At 58.2% G+C, this 17,245-nt stretch carries 18 protein-coding genes; 9 read left to right on the forward strand and 9 right to left on the reverse strand.

Annotated features, from left to right (window positions below):
* Positions 1-49 precede the first annotated feature (49 nt).
* Entirely contained in the window at positions 50-934 is an 885-nt protein-coding gene (locus PQR67_RS16085) for a LysR family transcriptional regulator (protein WP_408460884.1), read from the forward strand.
* Positions 935-1,044: 110 nt separating this feature from the next.
* On the opposite strand, the gene PQR67_RS16090 is transcribed toward PQR67_RS16085, so the two are convergent.
* Positions 1,045-2,208 (reverse strand): M20 aminoacylase family protein, encoded by a 1,164-nt coding sequence (locus PQR67_RS16090; protein WP_408461273.1) that lies wholly within the window; start codon positions 2,206-2,208, stop codon positions 1,045-1,047.
* Positions 2,209-2,243: 35 nt separating this feature from the next.
* Complete coding sequence (locus tag PQR67_RS16095; RefSeq protein ID WP_408460886.1) at positions 2,244-3,473, reverse strand: diaminopropionate ammonia-lyase; 1,230 nt, start codon at positions 3,471-3,473, stop codon at positions 2,244-2,246.
* A 137-nt stretch (positions 3,474-3,610) separates the two neighbouring features.
* Between PQR67_RS16095 and PQR67_RS16100 the strand changes: the two genes are divergently transcribed.
* The gene (locus PQR67_RS16100) at positions 3,611-4,087 is read left to right on the forward strand and encodes an Lrp/AsnC family transcriptional regulator (protein WP_408460889.1); all 477 of its coding nucleotides are present in this window, start codon (positions 3,611-3,613) and stop codon (positions 4,085-4,087) included.
* Positions 4,088-4,217: 130 nt separating this feature from the next.
* On the opposite strand, the gene PQR67_RS16105 is transcribed toward PQR67_RS16100, so the two are convergent.
* Positions 4,218-5,354, reverse strand: coding sequence for a branched-chain amino acid ABC transporter substrate-binding protein (locus PQR67_RS16105; RefSeq protein ID WP_408460892.1), 1,137 nt, complete (start codon positions 5,352-5,354; stop codon positions 4,218-4,220).
* A gap of 376 nt (positions 5,355-5,730) precedes the next feature.
* Here PQR67_RS16105 and PQR67_RS16110 point away from each other — a divergent pair, with 376 nt between their 5' ends.
* Positions 5,731-6,882 carry a sensor histidine kinase gene (locus tag PQR67_RS16110; RefSeq protein ID WP_408460894.1) on the forward strand — a complete coding sequence of 384 codons (1,152 nt, stop codon included), beginning with the start codon at positions 5,731-5,733 and terminating at the stop codon, positions 6,880-6,882.
* A gap of 204 nt (positions 6,883-7,086) precedes the next feature.
* Here the strand turns inward: PQR67_RS16110 and PQR67_RS16115 are convergent, their stop codons facing one another.
* Entirely contained in the window at positions 7,087-7,593 is a 507-nt protein-coding gene (locus PQR67_RS16115) for a hypothetical protein (protein WP_408460897.1), read from the reverse strand.
* A 666-nt stretch (positions 7,594-8,259) separates the two neighbouring features.
* On the opposite strand from PQR67_RS16115, the gene PQR67_RS16120 reads away from it, so the two are divergent.
* Positions 8,260-8,685, forward strand: coding sequence for a lipocalin-like domain-containing protein (locus PQR67_RS16120; protein ID WP_408460899.1), 426 nt, complete (start codon positions 8,260-8,262; stop codon positions 8,683-8,685).
* 43 nt (positions 8,686-8,728) lie between these two features.
* Here the strand turns inward: PQR67_RS16120 and PQR67_RS16125 are convergent, their stop codons facing one another.
* Positions 8,729-9,625 carry a LysR family transcriptional regulator gene (locus tag PQR67_RS16125; protein ID WP_408460902.1) on the reverse strand — a complete coding sequence of 299 codons (897 nt, stop codon included), beginning with the start codon at positions 9,623-9,625 and terminating at the stop codon, positions 8,729-8,731.
* A 118-nt stretch (positions 9,626-9,743) separates the two neighbouring features.
* Between PQR67_RS16125 and PQR67_RS16130 the strand changes: the two genes are divergently transcribed.
* Positions 9,744-10,073: an antibiotic biosynthesis monooxygenase family protein gene (locus PQR67_RS16130; RefSeq protein ID WP_408460905.1), complete on the forward strand. Its 330-nt coding sequence runs from the start codon at positions 9,744-9,746 to the stop codon at positions 10,071-10,073.
* Between the two features lie 295 nt (positions 10,074-10,368).
* Here the strand turns inward: PQR67_RS16130 and PQR67_RS16135 are convergent, their stop codons facing one another.
* The gene (locus tag PQR67_RS16135; protein ID WP_408460907.1) at positions 10,369-10,944 is read right to left on the reverse strand and encodes a TetR/AcrR family transcriptional regulator; all 576 of its coding nucleotides are present in this window, start codon (positions 10,942-10,944) and stop codon (positions 10,369-10,371) included.
* A 130-nt stretch (positions 10,945-11,074) separates the two neighbouring features.
* Between PQR67_RS16135 and PQR67_RS16140 the strand changes: the two genes are divergently transcribed.
* The gene (locus PQR67_RS16140) at positions 11,075-11,809 is read left to right on the forward strand and encodes an SDR family NAD(P)-dependent oxidoreductase (RefSeq protein WP_408461276.1); all 735 of its coding nucleotides are present in this window, start codon (positions 11,075-11,077) and stop codon (positions 11,807-11,809) included.
* A 104-nt stretch (positions 11,810-11,913) separates the two neighbouring features.
* Entirely contained in the window at positions 11,914-12,513 is a 600-nt protein-coding gene (locus tag PQR67_RS16145; protein WP_408460910.1) for an NADPH-dependent F420 reductase, read from the forward strand.
* A 477-nt stretch (positions 12,514-12,990) separates the two neighbouring features.
* Here the strand turns inward: PQR67_RS16145 and PQR67_RS16150 are convergent, their stop codons facing one another.
* Both PQR67_RS16150 and PQR67_RS16155 read right to left on the reverse strand, forming a co-directional pair.
* Positions 12,991-13,821: a substrate-binding periplasmic protein gene (locus PQR67_RS16150; protein ID WP_408460913.1), complete on the reverse strand. Its 831-nt coding sequence runs from the start codon at positions 13,819-13,821 to the stop codon at positions 12,991-12,993.
* A 41-nt stretch (positions 13,822-13,862) separates the two neighbouring features.
* Positions 13,863-14,516 (reverse strand): hypothetical protein, encoded by a 654-nt coding sequence (locus PQR67_RS16155; RefSeq protein WP_408460916.1) that lies wholly within the window; start codon positions 14,514-14,516, stop codon positions 13,863-13,865.
* A 197-nt stretch (positions 14,517-14,713) separates the two neighbouring features.
* On the opposite strand from PQR67_RS16155, the gene PQR67_RS16160 reads away from it, so the two are divergent.
* Positions 14,714-15,604: a LysR family transcriptional regulator gene (locus PQR67_RS16160; protein ID WP_408460919.1), complete on the forward strand. Its 891-nt coding sequence runs from the start codon at positions 14,714-14,716 to the stop codon at positions 15,602-15,604.
* Positions 15,605-15,974: 370 nt separating this feature from the next.
* Here the strand turns inward: PQR67_RS16160 and PQR67_RS16165 are convergent, their stop codons facing one another.
* Entirely contained in the window at positions 15,975-16,352 is a 378-nt protein-coding gene (locus tag PQR67_RS16165; protein WP_408461278.1) for a c-type cytochrome, read from the reverse strand.
* A gap of 331 nt (positions 16,353-16,683) precedes the next feature.
* On the opposite strand from PQR67_RS16165, the gene PQR67_RS16170 reads away from it, so the two are divergent.
* Entirely contained in the window at positions 16,684-17,112 is a 429-nt protein-coding gene (locus tag PQR67_RS16170) for a VOC family protein (RefSeq protein ID WP_408460922.1), read from the forward strand.
* Positions 17,113-17,245 lie beyond the last annotated feature (133 nt).

A 17,245-nucleotide genomic window follows, 5' to 3' on the forward strand; every position in this document is an offset into this window, starting at 1 on the left:
TTGAATTTCATAACGCTAACATTCAGCTTTTCTGAATCAGGACGTCGACATGCGAGAGATCAGCCTTGACCGCTTGCGCACCCTGGTCGCTATTGCCGACCGGGGCTCATTCGCCGAGGCGGCACGTGCGCTGCACCTGGCGCCGCCAACGGTCAGCCTGCACATTGCTGAACTGGAAGAACGCATTGGGGCTCCGCTCCTGTCACGCAAGCGCGGACATGTTCGACCGTCGGCGATAGGCGAGACCTTGGTCGGGCGCGCGCGTCGATTGCTGGCTGACGCCGAGCAGGCGTTGGACGATGTTCACCGCCAGGTGCAAGGGCTCGCCGGATGCGTGCGGCTCGGGGCATCGACCGGCGCGATTGCACACCTGTTGCCGCAAGCGCTCGAGGTGCTGCGCCAGCACCATCCCGCCATCGACATTCAGGTTGCGGTGCTTACGTCGCATGAAACGCTAACCCGGCTGGCCGATGGAACGCTGGATGTTGGCCTGGTTGCGCTGCCTCAGTCGCCGGTGGCTGGACTCGTCATAAAGCCTTGGCGTCGCGACCCCGTCATGGCCTTCGTGCCGGCACATTGGCGCTGCCCGGCGCGTATCGCGCCTGAGTGGCTCGCGGCTCAGCCTCTCATTCTCAATGACACCACCACGCGTCTCTCGCGTCTGACGACGGAGTGGTTTGCGACTGCCGGTCACCATCCCGCAGCGCGCATTCAGCTCAACTACAACGACGCAATCAAGAGTCTGGTCGCGGCAGGTTACGGCGCGGCGCTGCTGCCTCACGAGGCCACTACGCCATCACCCGACGCGCGCATCGCCATGCGTCCGCTGCGCCCTGCGTTGTGGCGTCGCCTTGGCGTTGCACATCGTGCGGGGTATGTCGAACGTTCCACCCAACACGTACTCGATGTGTTGTGGGATTTCCGATTGGCGTAGGAATGGCCATTGACTGCCTTGGTTCGCTCTCGCTGAATACTTCCGCACGGCCAACTACGTCGGGAGCGGGCTGGCCGTTGGCCAAGCCCGCGACTCGAAGCGGATGTCGCTCAGGAAAGAGGGAGGGCGAGTCGTGCTAGCTCTGCAAAGTATCGTGCACCGGTGAGCAAGATCTCGTCGTTGAAGTCGTAGGTAGCGTTGTGGAGCGGAGTACCTCCTTCCTTTCCCGTATCGCCGTTGCCAATGAAGATGAAGTTGCCTGGCACTGCCTGAAGGAATGCGCCGAAATCCTCGGAGATCATCATGGGTTGCACGCCGGCGTCGACTTTGTCCGCACCGGCGATGCTGCGGGCCGCCGTCACGGCAAGGTCCAGATACTCTGGCGAGTTCACGGTAGGCGCAAATTCGTGCGTGTATTCGAACGTGCACTCTGCGCCGTTCGCATGGCAGATGCCTTCGCTGATTTCTCGCATGCGGGTTGCGAGCATCGTCTGAACTTCCTGTGCGTAGCTGCGCGTATCGCCTTTGATCGTGACGTTCGACGGGATGACGTTGCGGATACCGTCCGTAATGAATTCCGTGCAGGAGATGACCGCCTGCAGGCTCGGATCGAGATTGCGAGACACTATTGTCTGTAATGCCAGCACGATTTGCGAGGCGATCACGATGGGATCGACGCCCATGTGGGGCCGCGCTGCATGCGTGCCACGGGCCTTGATGTGAATGACAAAGTTGTCTTCGCTGGCCATGATGCCGCCGGTGCGTGTTGCGAATGTCCCGGCGCGCATTCCGGGCATGTTGTGTGCGCCAAAGATCGCGTCGACAGGGTATCGTTCGAAGAGCCCGTCTTTCATCATCGCTTTCGCGCCGCGGCCATGTTCTTCGGCCGGCTGAAAAATGAATCGCACGGTACCGTTGAAATCCTTTCTCTCGGCAAGCAGGCGCGCCGCACCGAGAATCATGGACATATGTCCGTCGTGTCCGCAGGCGTGCATCTTTCCTTGCGTTCGCGACGCATGCAGGCGACCCGGTGCGTTCTCCGAAATATTCAGCGCATCCATGTCGGCACGCAGGCCAATGACGCCTCGGCCATCGCCGACTGTGAGGTTGGCGACCAGGCCCGTCCCGCCAATCCCCCGATGCACGTCGAGGCCCAGGGCTTTCAAGGCGTTCGCCACGTAGTCCGAAGTAGCGACTTCCTCAAAACCGGTTTCCGGGTTCTGGTGGAGGTGCCGACGCCAACTCTTCAACTGCGATTGCAAGGAGCTTTCCATAACGCATATCCTCTTCGATGTCGGTTCAGGTTGTCTTATCGAACCGTGGCGTCCAACCAGTGAGCCTGACGTGAAAGAACGGAACCGGCCGTTTCGCCCACACATTCGCTATAGACCGCTGGCGCCGTTGCCCCCTCCGTGCCGATCACCAGAACACGTGAATCACCCTTCAAGCCGATGGATCGCGCCAACTGCGGATCCTGCATCAATACTTCGATACCGGCGTAGCCCGCAGCACCGGATTCGCCGACTGCCATCGGAATGTCTGCGGCGGTTCCTGCCGCGAGCCGGCGCATTGCCGCGACAGCGTCTTGATCGCTGATCGTCATGAAATCGTCTATGCACAGGCCAAGGAACTTCCACGCGAGCGGTGAAGCTTCGCCGCACGCCAGGCCCGCCATGACTGAATCGACCGAGCCTGTCGCTTTTGCCGCTCGACCCTCGAGCGCACTTTGATACAGGCAATCCGCCTGTTGCGGCTCGACGACCACGAATCGCGGACGTTTGCGGCCATGAATTTCCCAGAGATAACTGGCAACCCCGGCTGCAAGACCGCCGACGCCGCCTTGCAGAAACACGTGCGTGAAGGCGCATCCGTCTGCATGACTTTCCGACTGCTCGACAATCTCGGCTGCGATCGTGCCATAGCCCTGCATGACGTCGCGGGGAATGACTTCATATCCTTCATAGGATGTGTCCGAGACCACGTGCCAACCGTTTTCTTTCGCGAAGCGCGCTGCTTCTGCCACGGATTCGTCGTAATTGCCGTTGACGCGAATGATTTGCGCACCATACGTAGCGATAGCCTGCTCGCGCTCGGCGCTCACGTTGGCATGCAGGACGATCACGCAATTGCACCCGAGCGTGTGTGCCGCAGCGGCCAAAGCCTTGCCATGGTTGCCGTCGGTCGCACTTATCACGACCAGGTTGGTGAGCATTTCCCTGTAGCGCCCCTGGATCAACTCCTTTGGATCAAGGTCTTGCTCAGGCCACAGGCGCAGGATCAGCCGTACGAGCGCGATCGGTGCGCCCAGCGCCTTGAAGCTGCCGAGTGGCGACCGGGCGGATTCGTCTTTGATGCTCAGCCGCCCGACGCCCAGTCGGGCGGCCGCATCGGGCAGGTCCCACAAAGGCGTGGCGGACGGACTGAGCAGACTCCAGTTCGAAAGCCAGGCGCGACTTTGCCGGGCAGACTCCACGCTCAGAATCGTTTTCAGTTCGTCGGGGTAGTCAGCGTGCGACGCGCGTGTGTTGGTGATTAGCATTGCTCTGCGGCTCCGTGAAATAGGTGTCCGGCTGAGGTATCGATGACTGAATAATATTGCTTGACGAGGTTAAATTAATCGCTAAATCTCTGGGTGCGGCGCAATGATTTCTCATTTTCGTATCGGGATTCCACGTAATGGCTACCACGCTCGACGTTTTCGATCGCAAACTATTAGCCGAGGTCCAGCGGGATGCTCAACTACCTCAAAATGAACTGGGCGTCCGGGTCAATCTGTCCACTGCGGCCGTGAACCGTCGCTTGCGACGGCTGGCTGAAGACGGCGTGATCGACCGGTATGCGGCGATCGTTTCGCCCGAGAAGGTGGGGTGTCCTCTTACGATCGTGTCCACGGTGGAGGTCGAGAGCGAACAGATCGATCTGCTCGACGCAATGAAGCGAACCTTTGAACGATGCCCACAGATCCAGCAGTGCTACTACGTCGCGGGTGAATGGGATTTCGTACTTATCCTGACGGTGCGCGACATGGAGCAGTACAACGAGCTCACCCGGCAGCTCTTCTTCTCCAATAACAACGTTAAGCGCTTCAAGACACTCGTCAGCATGAGCCGCGTGAAGGTCGGGCTCGGCGTGCCTGTGGAGATCGACGAGTGAGGGACATTGTCTGATCTGAGGACCCGGTCACGCCGAACGCCAGGCATCTGGTGCATCGCCGCCGGGATGCGGCTGACGATGCCCTCGACGATTTCGCGCCAGGTCCCGCTTTCCACAGTGACGAACATGACTATCTGACAACGCTCCTGTCTTGCCAATCACCCTGGCCGAACTGCCGGACGGTAATCGCGCCGTTGCGGATATCGCCGTTTGCGTCAAACCTGATGGGTCCCGTCACACCATCCAGCGTCAGGTTCTGGAGCTTGGGCAGATAGACTTTCGGATCGACCGAGTCGGCGGCCTGCATTGCACCGGCCATCGCCATCACGGCGTCGTACGCATACGGCGCATAGAGCTGCACGGGCACGCCAAAGCGCTGCTGGAAGCGCTTGAAGAAGGCGTCTCCCTGTGGCATTTTCGACGGCGGTACGCCCGCCAGCGTGCAGTACGTGCCGCTGTTCATCGCGGCTCCCGCGAGCTTGATGAATTGCGGCGTGCACGCTTCGTCGCCCGCGATCAGTTTTGCCTTCAGTCCAAGCTTCTGGGCCTGCTGGGCAAACGCTGCGGCTTGCGTATCGCCGCCGGTGAAGACGATTCCATCGGGAACGTGGCTCTTGATGGTCGTGAGGACCGCCATCCAGTTAGTGGTTCTGTCAGTACCGTATTCACGATCTACAACGGTGCCTCCCGAAGCCTTGACGGCCTTTTCGACCTCGTCGGCCAGTCCCTGTCCATATGCGGTGCGATCGTCAACGATCGCGATCTTCGTCGCCTTCAGTTCCTTCACAAGATAGGTGCCGATGACCGTTCCTTGCCGCACGTCGTTCGCAACCATACGGAAGACGTTTTTATAGCCTTGCGCCGTGAGCTTGGGGTTGGTTGCGGACTCGGTGATCATCGGAATGCCGGCATCCGAATAGATTTTCGAAGCGGGGATCGATGTGCCGGAGTTGGCGTGGCCGACCACACCCGCAACACGATCGTCGACCAGTTTTTGCGCAACCGTTACGGCGGTTTTCGGGTCGGCAGCATCGTCCTGCGAATCCAGCATGAATGTAACCGGTTGGCCGCCGATACGGAGTTTCCTTGCGTTGAGATCCTCGATTGCGAGCCGGACGCCGTTCTCGTCGTCCTTGCCTATGTGAGACAGCTCGCCAGTCAATGGTGATACCTGGCCGATCCTGACCGTGACGTCGGCCTCTGCAAGGAGCGGCTGCATCGCGAACAACATCGTCAGAAGAGGAGGGATGGATTTCAGGCTTTTCATGCTCGGGCGCTCGCTAGGTTGCGTCGACGGATGGAAGGAAACTCGGGCACTTCCGCGGCTTTTTCTGATTGCGTAGTGCTGTCAGCATCGTAAAAGCGCGCCGCGATAGCCAAAATCCGCCGATTGCACCGCAGTGCAATTTCTGATCGTTCCGATGCAGGAAAGTGAGAGATTTTTGATGCCTGTGTCGCCGGGAGAAAGCGAAGCAATACACACCACTCGAGATAGGGCGTAGTGGTAACGAACATGTATTGCCACTTGAGATCCGAAGAGGCCGCCGTGTCGCGGTTGGTCAATCCGTTGTCCGCTCCTAATGCGCGTACCATGGGTATGCGACTGGACCCTGACACCCCGCTTACGCTTTGGAGACGTCTGCATGCGCCTTTCTGATTTTATCTTGCGAAACATGGAGTCAATCCTGGCGCAATGGGAGGCGTTCGCCGCCACTCTCCTGCCGGCGGCAGCAAGCATGGAATCACTGGCATTACGTGACCACGCGCAGCAGATCCTTGTCGCTGTAGCAAAGGACTTGCGGGCATCTCAAACCAGGGAAGCGCAACACGAAAAATCCTTGGGGCGAGGTCCCGATCCGATCGACGCTGCCGAAACAGCCGCACAAACGCATGCGCTTCTGAGGGCGCGGTCCGGTTTCAATATCAAGCAACTCGTCGCCGAATATCGTGCCCTGCGCGCTAGCGTATTGCGCTTGTGGATAGACGATTGCGCTCCTGGCACGCCCGAGCTGGATGACGCCGTTCGGTTTAACGAAGCGATCGATCAGGCAATCGCCGAATCAGTTGCCTTTTTCAGCACAAAGGTTGAGCAGGACCGGAACCTCCTGCTGGGCATGCTGGGGCACGACATGCGCAGCCCTCTTCAGGCCATTCTGGCGACTGCTTCGTATCTGGAGGCGCTGAATGGCGGGGACCGAGTATCGGGAGCCGCCGCCCGTCTGATTCGGAGCGGGGCGCGGATGCAGGGTTTGCTAGATGACCTGACCGATTTCAACCGGACCAAACTGGGCCTGGGCATTAACGTCGTACCCACGAGCATCAATCTGGCGGACGCATTTGCCGATGAGCTGGACCAGCTACGTGCAATTCATCCTGACAGGCAGATCAGATTACACACAAGTGGGGATCTGCGAGGGCGCTGGGACGGCCGCCGTCTGCAGCAATTGCTGGGAAATCTTGTTCTCAACGCCATCAAATATGGGGCGCTGGAAACTCCAGTGCGCGTGATAGTGACTGGCGACGCAACGCATGTTCGCATCGACGTAAGCAATCGCGGACCAGCCATACAGAGCGCTACGCTGACACACATCTTCGATCCCCTGACGCGGGGTTCAGACGAGGACAACACGTACGCGATGGCCGGCAGTCTCGGACTGGGGCTATATATCGCAAGCGAGATCGCCAAGGCGCATCACGGAGCGATCGAAGCGCGCTCCGATGAGACAGAGACCTCATTTTCAGTGCTACTCCCGCGAACAGACGAGCCGGAATCAGGTGTTCACAGCACGACGTAGCAAGCAGGGGGCGGCCCACTCGACATCCGTTATCGCGGGCGATGATGTGCGGAAAGCCGCCATTGACCTATCGGGTCCAAATGGGACCTTAGGATCGAACTGAGCGGGTCATCATCGGGCTGGGATCGGCCACTTTCGGACGTTCGACGTCGTGGCCTGATTCGTTGACACCTTCAAGGCCAAGTTGACTGGATGCGCCGTCCGCTACCTTTTCAATAGGGCCACGTAGTAGTCGGCGATGTTGTCCTCCGTCCCCTTTGTGATCCGATTGAATACTCGTCCCCATGGCCAGAAGCTCGAACCTGACGTGGTTCGCAGACCCGGGAATCGGTTTCCGCCAAGGGTGACCATACCCCATTCGCCACCATGATTGCGGCGATACACCTCTCCGACGTAACTTCCGTAGGCTTTCGCAAATGACATGACTTGTTCGTCCGTTGGCTTGGGACTCGTGCTGACGTAGGATGAACTCATCTGCGCCAAGGCCTTTTCGACATTTGCAATACTCGTGTCCGACCAGTCGAGTTTTATTCCAAACTGCTTCGCGGAGAAGTCGACGGCGTCTAGCGAGTAGGCTTCCGCAATTTTCTGGATTTTTGGATCAGGAGAAAAGGACTGGTCAGATGGGGTTTCTGCCAGCGCAACCCCACCGCGAACGCAAGCCATCAGGACGATCAGCGCTAACAGGAAGCGCTTTACAATTGCTTTCAAGAGGATTCCCACTCCAAGACAACTCTGAGTCGCTGCAGCGAGTCGGAGTGTTGAATTTTCGCCTCGACCGATCTTATGCGTCGAAGCAGCCTATAAGCTACGTGAACGGCAGTTTTCGGCAAATCTGAAGGTCCCCTGTGGCTCGAACTGGGCCGGTCCTCATTGGGCCGGGTTAATCCGCGAGCAGCCTGTCGTGGCCGTCCGCTTTCCGGCATACTCGCGATCAACCCATTGATCGAGATATGGCAATCGACCGCGGCGCACTCGGCGCATGTTCCTTCGCCTCGTGAAGACCGTCCCGCCGCGGCTCGATGCCATCACACGACCAGACTGCTGAACGCCATGAACCAACCGCGGAACACGATCTTGACCAAAGCGCGCGCCGTCCCCATGCCTGGCAACAGCGTACTGGCGCCGCTTTACGCGGGCGCAGACCTTTTGGACGCCTTCGCAATTCGGCTGCCGCGCCACCATCCAGCTTCGCGCCGATGCGGAAAATGGGCGAGAGCTGCTCGCGGGCACGGTGGTGCATTGCCATAACAGACTGGGCGAATCTACCTTGCGACGATTGCGCCGTTTCATCGTGTGATTGTGCGGGCAAATCTGGAACGGGCAGTAAGAGCAATGAAGACTTAGGCACGCTTTGGCGGGACTACGGGAGGAAATATGACTGAGCGCGACACTGAACTCCACGGTAGCTGGCGGTTGATTTCTTTTAGTACTGAGCTTCAGGATTCAAACGAGCGGACTCAACCTTGGGGCGCCGATCCGAACGGGTATCTTATCTTCGGCTCTGATGGGCGAATGATGGTACTGGTTACTGCACAGGCGCGGGAGCCAGGGAATACAGATGAGAAGATGGTGGCACTCTTCCGCACTATGATGACCTATACAGGACGGTATCGGATAGAAAAGGACAGGTTCATTACGAAGATTGACTCGTCTTGGAATGAAGCCTGGAACGGCACTGAGCAGGAGCGATTCTACAAGCTTGATGGAGACACGCTCGACGTCAGCACGGCCTGGATGCCGAATCCGTTAGTACCAGGAAATCCGATAGGAAGGGCTGTTCTGCGCTTTAGACGCGAGTGATTTCGCGACGTTGAGTTCGCAATAACGGGTCATTGCGGTGGCACTATCGAATTTTTTTCACTTTGCCCCTGGACTGTTTGGGCTGGATTTCCTGTAGCAAATTTGCCAGGACGTTCACCTTGGGCTGCGGAGCGTCTTTACGCCAGATCAGCAACGTCTGGACGCTACCGTATTCGCCTTTCAGTTTGTGCACCGACAGCCTGGCTCGTTCGGTATAGGTGTCAAGGACCGCAGCGGGAATAAGCGCAACGCCCATACCTGCAACGCAACAGCCCAGAATGGCGTGATAAGAGCCGACCTCGACGATTCGATGCGGGGCTACATTGTCACGCGCGCACCATGCTTCCAAACGCTGGCGATGCGGACAGTCTGGCTCGAAGGCCAGTAGCGTACCTGTGCGCAAATCGCGCGCCGACCGGATTGGCGGATGATCTTGGGGTCCGATAATCACAAGATCTTCGACGTAAGCGAGCATGGTCTCCAGTCGCGTATCGGAAACCGGCTCGGCGACTAGCGCGGCGTCCAGTTCACCTGAAAGAACACGCGAGGTCAAAGGTCGAGGCGCGCCAGTTCGTAGTTCTACCGACAGATCGGGATAGCGCTCATGCATCTGGCCGAGTAGTGATGGAAGGCGGATGGCCGCAGTGCTTTCCATTGCCCCCAGGTTAAGTACGCCACGTGGGACTTCATCGTGCATCGCTCCACGCGCCTCTTCGGCAAGCTCGAGGAGGCGGGTCGCGTAGTCGAGCAGAACCTTGCCTTGTGGCGATAGCTGAAAACGCTTGCCCTCACGCATGAAGAGCAACACATCGAGATCGCCTTCCAACTGCTGAATACGCGTGGTGATATTCGATGGAACTCTGTGCAGCAATGCCGCGGCGCGAGTGATGCTGCCGGTGTGGGCGACAGCTTGAAAGACACGCAGATCGGTTAGGTCCATTTTCTTGAAATGAGAAAATAACTTTCATAATTATTCATTTTACGTGAATAGCTACCGAACCTAAACTCCGCAATGCCAGCTGCAATGTCGCACGCTCGGCCTTGTGAGGGAATTGAAAATGATCGTGACTGTCTTCAGGTCCAGATTGAATCCTGATGCTCAGGATGAGTACAAACAGTGGGCATCCCGGATGAGTTCCCTGGCCGCGGACATGCCTGGCTACATCTCGCACAAAGGTTTCGTTGCAGAGGATGGCGAACGCGTGACCATCGTGGAGTTCGAATCTGAGGAGGGAATGCGCGCCTGGGCAACGCATCCGGAGCACGTGAGCGCGAAGAAGAAGGGGCGTAGCGTCTTTTTTTCAGAATTCAGAGTGCAGGTCTGCAATGTCGTGCGCGACACAGCAGACCATTGGTCGCGTACTGCAGCGGCGCGAACGATTTTATGATGCGAAGCGACATACCCCGATGCTCTGAATGTCCGCTATCGGCAGAGGCGTGAGATCGTTGCGGGTCGAACTGGGCCGGTCGTCATTGGGCTGAGTTCGGCCATGTGCGGTCGCTGGGTAGTGCGACAGCTCAGCCGCTCAAACGTCTTATCGCCTTCGTCAACAGCCGCTCAAAACTCCCGACACGATCAGTTGCATTCGTCACCTTTGCCAAGACTTTTTCGCATAGTGTCGCCGGCGTCGGTCATAGAGGACGCCATCCGACGCAATGCAGACAACAATTCGTTGGACTCGGTTACGTCGCCTTCTTGAGATCGTTGCCAGGCCGATTTGTCAGGATGGCGCTCGTAATAACGTGAAAGAGATGATCCCCCCGTGGCGCGAATCCGGGCTGGCCGACGAGCCAGCCGAGCGCCGACATCAGGGCGAACAGGTCGACCCCATCAATATCGGCGCGCGCCGTTCCCTCAGCTTGAGCGCGGAGCAGTAGTCGCGCGCCCGCCGAACGCAGCGCTGTGCTCGAAGCGTGAAGCGCGGAGTCCGGGTCCGCGTGCGCGGTCGCAAACAAGGCGCAAATACCGTTATAGCTGCGAACGAATGCCACCCCATCGCGAAACCAGGACACCAGCGCTTCGTCAGGTGGATTCGACGTTTCGAGTTCGGCTGCCTGCTGTATCAGTTCGTCCACGTTCATGCGCAGCAACGCTTCGAACAAGGCTTCTCGTGTCGGGAAATGGCGAAATAGTGTGGCCAACCCGACGTCGGCCCGGCGGGCGATATCTCGCATGGACGCGTCGGCACCATGCTCGGTGACGACGTCACGCGCGACTGCAAGGAGATGGTCGTAATTCTTTCTGGCGTCAGCTCGCATAAATTGCCTTGACAAACGGATCGGTGATCCGAATATAATGAACCTGTATCCGGATCAGTGATCCACAAGATACAGCACATTTGTGCAGATGGGAACAGAGGCGCTGTCTGACACCGCGAAAGGAGATGTCATGGGAAAGCTTGAGGGTAAGGTTGCAGTCATCACGGGTGGATCGAGCGGCATGGCGCTGGCGAGCGCCACGCGGTTTGTGGAAGAAGGCGCCTATGTCTTCATCACGGGCCGGAGGCAGGAGGCGCTCGACGAGGCCGTCAAACTGATTGGCCGGAACGTGACCGGCGTGCGCGGCGACGGGGCCAATCTGGACGACCTCGACCGCCTGTTCGATATAGTCAAGCGGGAAAAGGGCAAGATCGACATCCTGTTCGCGAGCGCAGGCACGGGCGAAGCCGTCCCACTGGGCGAGATTACCGAGCAGCACTTCGATGCGACCTTCGGTCTGAATACGCGCGGAACGCTGTTTGCGGTTCAGAAGGCGTTGCCGCTGTTCAACGATGGCGGGTCGATCTTCATGACCGGGTCAGTTGCTTCGGTGAAAGGTTTCCCTGGTTATGGCGTGTATGCGGCGAGCAAGGCGGCGTTGCGCTCATTCGCACGCACTTGGCTTAACGAACTGAGGGGCAGGAATATCCGGGTGAACGTGCTGAGCCCGGGGCCGATCGCCACACCGATGCAGGACCAGGTTCTCACCGAGGAGGCGAAGCGCATGTTCGAATCCCTGATCCCGCGGGGAAAGATGGGGCGTCCTGAGGAAATTGCGACGGTCGCGCTGTTTCTTGCTTCAGACGATTCGAGCTTCGTGAATGGGGTGGAGTTGTCTGTCGATGGCGGCTTCTCGGCCATCTGACATCAAGCCTAGAAGCGTGTAGAAGGATCTGTTAACTCGACGAAGATGATCCAATTTGTATCTATAAATATGGATTACTTATCAATTTTGAATGGAGAGTTCGCATGAGCTATTCGATTATTGGCTTTGGTGCGGTAGGTCAGGCAATCGCCCGAGCGTTTGCAAGAAAGAACATCGAAGTGATCGTCGCCAGCCGGCGCCCTCCCGAGACCTTGATGCAGCAGGCACAAGCGATCGGCCCCACCGTTGTCCCCGGGACACTGCGGGATGCAATCGCGTCCGACACGATCTTTCTGGCGGTTCCGTTTTGGGAACATCGCGAAGTCGCGACGCAGATCACAACCTGGCAGGGCAAGACGATCATCGACACGACAAATGCTTTCGGTGTTCCCGTTGAAGACCTGGAAGGTCAGCCGCCGGCCGCGGTTGTCGCCAAAGCGTTTACCGGCGCCAGGTTCGTAAAGGGCTTTAACCACCTGCCCGCTGCCGTTCTGGCCGCCGATCCGAGCGTGAATGGCGGCAGCCGCGTCGTTTTTTTGTCGAGCGATGACGAAAATGCGGTGGCACCGGTCGCTGCTTTGGCCGAACAACTCGGTTTCGCGCCGATTGCGCTAGGACCGCTCAAGGATGGCGGCTTGCTTGTCCAAGGCAGGGGGAATACCTGGGGTCAACTGATCTTCAAGGATCTCGTCAAGTTCAAATAGCGGCGCCTCACGACGAAGTCACAGCGGCCACGCGCATCGCCAAACGCGTGCTGGTGATTTGACCGAGATTCCGTTGGCGCTTCTGAGCGAGTGCATGATGGCCGCTCGCGACCCGTCGGCCGCGAGCGCCTGTACTGCAGATGTGATGCGGGCAGATGTCCGTTCGGAATTGGAAAGCGGCCGTTGCCAACATGGTGACCCGAATGACGGCTCGGGATCGGCAACGGAAGTTCGCCATCAGACCGGGTTCGGCCAGTTCCGGTCATTCGACCTGGCTCTCCACATCGTCGGCAATCCGCCCGTTTGGTCTGATTAACTGACACTTGGCGTCACGCCCGAACCGCTGACGGTAAGCAGTTGGACTTGTACGCACGATACGCGAGAAGTGCCGGTGCAACGACTCCACGGAACCAAATCCTGCCAGCTCGGCGCTGCGCGCCCGCCTCCGGTCGGGGTCCAACTCTGATTCATACCGGCTCACGGACCCGCCTGGACAGTTCTCGCCATCTCGGCGTCCACCTCGGGTTTGATGCTGTCCGCGACCGCCCGCAGCCAATCAAGAAACGCCGGCTGACCCTTGTCGACCGCCATGGCGATCGAGACTGGCAACTCCTGGCTAGCCAGGCAGTCCTTCGGAACCGACGCAAGCCCGGGTACCTTCTTTTGCAACTTGCGGAAAAAGAACTTGTCGATCGGCACTACGTCGGCGCGGTGTGCCAGGATCTCGCCCGTGGCCAAATCGGTGAGGCTCCCGGGTATGCCGTCCCGCGCCGCCCGGACGAGTCGCTTCTGCAGCCAGGCCCCTTGTGGTGTGCCGACGATGAAGCCGATCGTCACCGCGGATTGATCGAGATCGTCGAGCCGGACGGCGGCCGCCACCTTGGGATTGTCAGCCAGACCGAACACGCAATGCGCCGAGGCAGAATAGGGGATCATATCCACAACGGCCTCTCGCTCCGGCGTCACCAAAAGTGGGGCGATGGAGAGATCGACCGTGCCGCTCGCCAGAATCGAAACCTTATTGTCCGAGGTGGCGGGCGTCGTCTCGATGCTCACGCCAAGGCGGTGGGCATATTCCTCGGCCAATCGCCAGGCAGGGCCGCGGAACGGCGCGGCGTTGGCTGAGGGGTCCTGTATCAGCCATGGAAACTCGCTGAGCACCGCGACCCGCAGCACCCCTCGGTGCCGGATTGCATCGATCCGACTGCTCAACCCTGGGGGCGGCTCAAGGGTTTTGGCGGCCCGGACCGCCAGCGGTGTTGTGAACAGCAAAGCGGCGGCCAGCAGCACATTTGTCCAGGATTTCACGCGAGCGCTCCGTGTCATTCAAGGCGATTAGGGCTTCGGCGTCAGCCCCTGCGTGTATAGGCGTAACGGTGTGCGAGCCAGACCGTTCCGGCGCCGTCAGACAATATGAAATGCTGGTTCTTGACGTCATGGTTCGGGCCGTCGCGGGTGATGACTGTGTTCATGCGCAGCATCTGCCCCGCCACGTCGGACCCGCCGCCCGTGATCGCGAACGGTTCGTGGACGAGCACGACGCCCGCCGCATCGCCGCGGTCGAAACTGTAGGCGGGCATGATGCCCACCGGCGCTCGCATCTCTATCGACACGTATTTCCACCGGCCTTCCACGCGTTGGAAGCTCAGGTAGTCAATGCGCTTGATGTCGTGGCTAGAAGTGTCCGAAGCCGGACGGATGAACTCCTGCAGATAGGACCCGATCATGCGGCGTTCCGCGACGAGTCCGGTTGTCGTGACCGGAGTGCCGCCTGGCTTATCCCATACTGTCTCGGTGACGTCCCACAAGCCTGCGTATGCAGCCATGGCGGCATTTTCCGGACCCAGTTCATTCAGGCGCTCGGCGGCGGAGGTCGCGGTCAAGGGCATGAGCCCGAGCTGGCCAGAGCCTTCCGTCCTGGCTGCTTGTGTCTGCGCTGCCACCAGACCGGGAATGAGGACCGAGCCGAATGCTGCTCCAAGGAAATGACGACGTTTCAACATAATGACGTTCCCGCGCTTGCCTTCGTGGACAAACGGGTAAGCGCGCCGTCGATATTGCCGGATCCGATGACCCCGATTTTAGTCATGACAAGAGCCTTTCTCGTAGCGGCCCAGGGGGCTATATGCAAGATACTATTGACCGCCAACTCAGGTATAAAGACTGGTCTCGACAAGGGTGTCGCCACCAGGAGTAGGGAATGGATCGCCTCGCCAGCATGGCCGCCTTCGTCAAGACAGTGGAGGTCGGTTCCTTCGCCGCAGCCGCCAACGCTCTGAGCATGTCGTCTCAGATGATCGCCAAACACGTGACCTGGCTCGAAAGCCGTTTGGGCACGCGACTGCTCAACCGGACGACGCGCCGCCAGAGCCTGACGGACATCGGCAAGGCATATTACGATCGTTGCAAGCTGGTGCTGGCGGATGCGGACTGGGCGGATTCCCTCGCTGACGAGGCCAAGGGAGCACCCCGCGGGCGCTTGCGCGTCAATGCGCCCGTATCGTTTGGCACGCACAGCCTGACGCCGGTCATCGCGCGCTATTTGAGGCAATATCCCAAGGTAGAAGTCGATCTTGTGCTCAGTGACCGCTTCGTTGACTTGGTCGAGGAGGAGTTCGAGGCCGTGTTCCGTATCGGTCCGCTAGCCGACTCCAGCTTTATTGCTCGCGAACTCGCGCCCTTTCGCCTGGTTGCCTGCGCATCACCCGATTATCTGCGCGAGAGAGGTGTTCCCGCGGTGCCGACCGATCTCGAGACTCACGAATGCCTGGTGTACGCCTCGACGTCAGCTCCCGCCGTCAGTGAGTGGCGCTTTGTGCGCGGTGATGAAAGCTACCACATCGACGTGAGTCATCGCTTGCGAGTGAATGATGCCAAAGCGCTTCTCGTCGCCGCCTTGAACGGCTTCGGCGTCGCTTTCATCGCGGAGGACCTCGTCGGAGAAAGCTTGCGCTCTGGACGTCTTGTCAAAGTGCTGCCTGACTATGAAACGCCGTCACGTCCAATTCACCTTATCTATCATCCTGATCGCCGACAGACGCCGAAACTAAAGAGCTTCATTTCGGCAGTTATAAGCGAACTGGGTAAATAGTTTTTGCACTGTTCCATATCCGAGGACAAACCGCCGCGTGTTCTCGTCGAAAGATGCCTGGCTGGCCGTGCGTACGGGCGGGGCGATGGAAGGCATTTCCTGGGAGGTTGCGACACCCGCCGAGACTCTCGCCTCGACCAGGATTCATGACCGGAATACCACAGCATCTGGCCTGTCGGACACTGTGCAAGGATAACCGCCAAACCTGATTATCCCGTTTGAACGTCTGCTTTCGAGGCACTCGAACGGTCGTAGTGGGGCGAACCGAACCGGTCGTCATTGGGCTGAGTTCGGCCAAGACCTGTCATTCACTGGTGCCGCTAAAACAAGGCCAGAAGCGGATATTTACCTAATTAAATTTATCTGAAAATCATTGATTTTTTAAAATCACACTGCTCAGATACTGATTCAAGTCGCGAAAATCATCAATGGTCCAGTGGTGCGATGGCAGTTTGACGCCATTTTCTCGCAAAGTCTTTGGAATCAAGTCCCCATTTGGGCGAAGTATTATTGAAGATACGATGACACCCGGATAATCACTAAGTCGCTTTTTGAAAGCGGGTGTCGTAAGGTCGGGCGTAGGAGGGTTGCTTTTATTTGCCAATGGCCCTGTTCCTTTAGCATCTACTCCATGACACATGGCGCATCTTGCTAAAAATATATTTTTTCCATTAATGCTATCTGCAAAGGATGGTAGTGCCTGGGTAAATAATAAAATCAACAGCGGAGTAATGAGGGGTATTTTAATATTCACGTAAATTTTCAATATAAAAATGGAACCAAGGTTGGCCAAATCTGGTTGTGCATCGAACATGCGGGTCTTATTATCGTATTCATTTGCTGCTTATTTTCGAAAATAATGCCGAATGTCTCTTTTGGGTCGGGTACGGAAGTTCGCCAGCGGACCGGGTGCGGCCAGGAACGGACACCCGATCGACCAAGCTAGTTCGCCGACAACCAGCCCCGTACTTTGCTCGGATACACGCTTGCCTTTACCACACGCGTCGCAATAGCATAGACGGTTAGCTGTCGAATATAGTTATGAACAAACAATACCCATCCACGTTGAAGGCGGCCAAATGATCGACCACGTTTACATCTCAGTCACCGACATCGACAAGTCACTGGACTTCTACTCTGAAACCTTGAAACCACTCGGCTGGAGAGTATTCGGTAACTACGACTCCGCTTCAGGCCCCGAGGGCGTCCCTGATCTTTATGGCATTGGTGACGATGTGTACGGCAAGGGAAAGGCGGTTGGATCAAGCATCTGGCTCCGTCAACGCAAGCCTGGAGAGACCGGGCTGTACCTCGGGATCGTCTGCGACACGAATGAACTGGTCGAGGCCGCCTACGCAGCTGCAATCAAAGCCGGCGGCATCGACGAGGGGAAACCTGCGGATCGTACATACTTCGCCCCCGGCTACTACGCCGCCAACGTCGCCGACCTCGACGGCAACCGTCTTGAGTTTGTACACAAAGCGTGGAACCCCAAGCGACACGCATAGCAATCCTCCAGATACAAGGATGTCGTCGCTATTCGTACAAACTTTGGACAACCCCACACAGAATAAATAGCTGCTTTGCGGAAGTGCGATTGACCGGAACGGGTCGCCATGGGGTGATCGCGTCAGACGCTAA

The sequence above is a fragment of the Paraburkholderia fungorum genome, assembly GCF_046026025.1.
Lineage (GTDB): Bacteria > Pseudomonadota > Gammaproteobacteria > Burkholderiales > Burkholderiaceae > Paraburkholderia > Paraburkholderia fungorum_E.

Coding starts and splice junctions, on each gene's coding strand:
- PQR67_RS16090 (WP_408461273.1), bottom strand. CDS start 2,208: ATGGAAAGCTCCTTGCAATCGCAGTTGAAGAGTTGGCGTCGGCACCTC.
- PQR67_RS16160 (WP_408460919.1), top strand. CDS start 14,714: ATGGATCGCCTCGCCAGCATGGCCGCCTTCGTCAAGACAGTGGAGGTC.
- PQR67_RS16085 (WP_408460884.1), top strand. CDS start 50: ATGCGAGAGATCAGCCTTGACCGCTTGCGCACCCTGGTCGCTATTGCC.
- PQR67_RS16110 (WP_408460894.1), top strand. CDS start 5,731: ATGCGCCTTTCTGATTTTATCTTGCGAAACATGGAGTCAATCCTGGCG.
- PQR67_RS16125 (WP_408460902.1), bottom strand. CDS start 9,625: ATGGACCTAACCGATCTGCGTGTCTTTCAAGCTGTCGCCCACACCGGC.
- PQR67_RS16120 (WP_408460899.1), top strand. CDS start 8,260: ATGACTGAGCGCGACACTGAACTCCACGGTAGCTGGCGGTTGATTTCT.
- PQR67_RS16170 (WP_408460922.1), top strand. CDS start 16,684: ATGATCGACCACGTTTACATCTCAGTCACCGACATCGACAAGTCACTG.
- PQR67_RS16135 (WP_408460907.1), bottom strand. CDS start 10,944: ATGCGAGCTGACGCCAGAAAGAATTACGACCATCTCCTTGCAGTCGCG.
- PQR67_RS16155 (WP_408460916.1), bottom strand. CDS start 14,516: ATGTTGAAACGTCGTCATTTCCTTGGAGCAGCATTCGGCTCGGTCCTC.
- PQR67_RS16095 (WP_408460886.1), bottom strand. CDS start 3,473: ATGCTAATCACCAACACACGCGCGTCGCACGCTGACTACCCCGACGAA.
- PQR67_RS16105 (WP_408460892.1), bottom strand. CDS start 5,354: ATGAAAAGCCTGAAATCCATCCCTCCTCTTCTGACGATGTTGTTCGCG.
- PQR67_RS16100 (WP_408460889.1), top strand. CDS start 3,611: ATGGCTACCACGCTCGACGTTTTCGATCGCAAACTATTAGCCGAGGTC.
- PQR67_RS16145 (WP_408460910.1), top strand. CDS start 11,914: ATGAGCTATTCGATTATTGGCTTTGGTGCGGTAGGTCAGGCAATCGCC.
- PQR67_RS16140 (WP_408461276.1), top strand. CDS start 11,075: ATGGGAAAGCTTGAGGGTAAGGTTGCAGTCATCACGGGTGGATCGAGC.
- PQR67_RS16130 (WP_408460905.1), top strand. CDS start 9,744: ATGATCGTGACTGTCTTCAGGTCCAGATTGAATCCTGATGCTCAGGAT.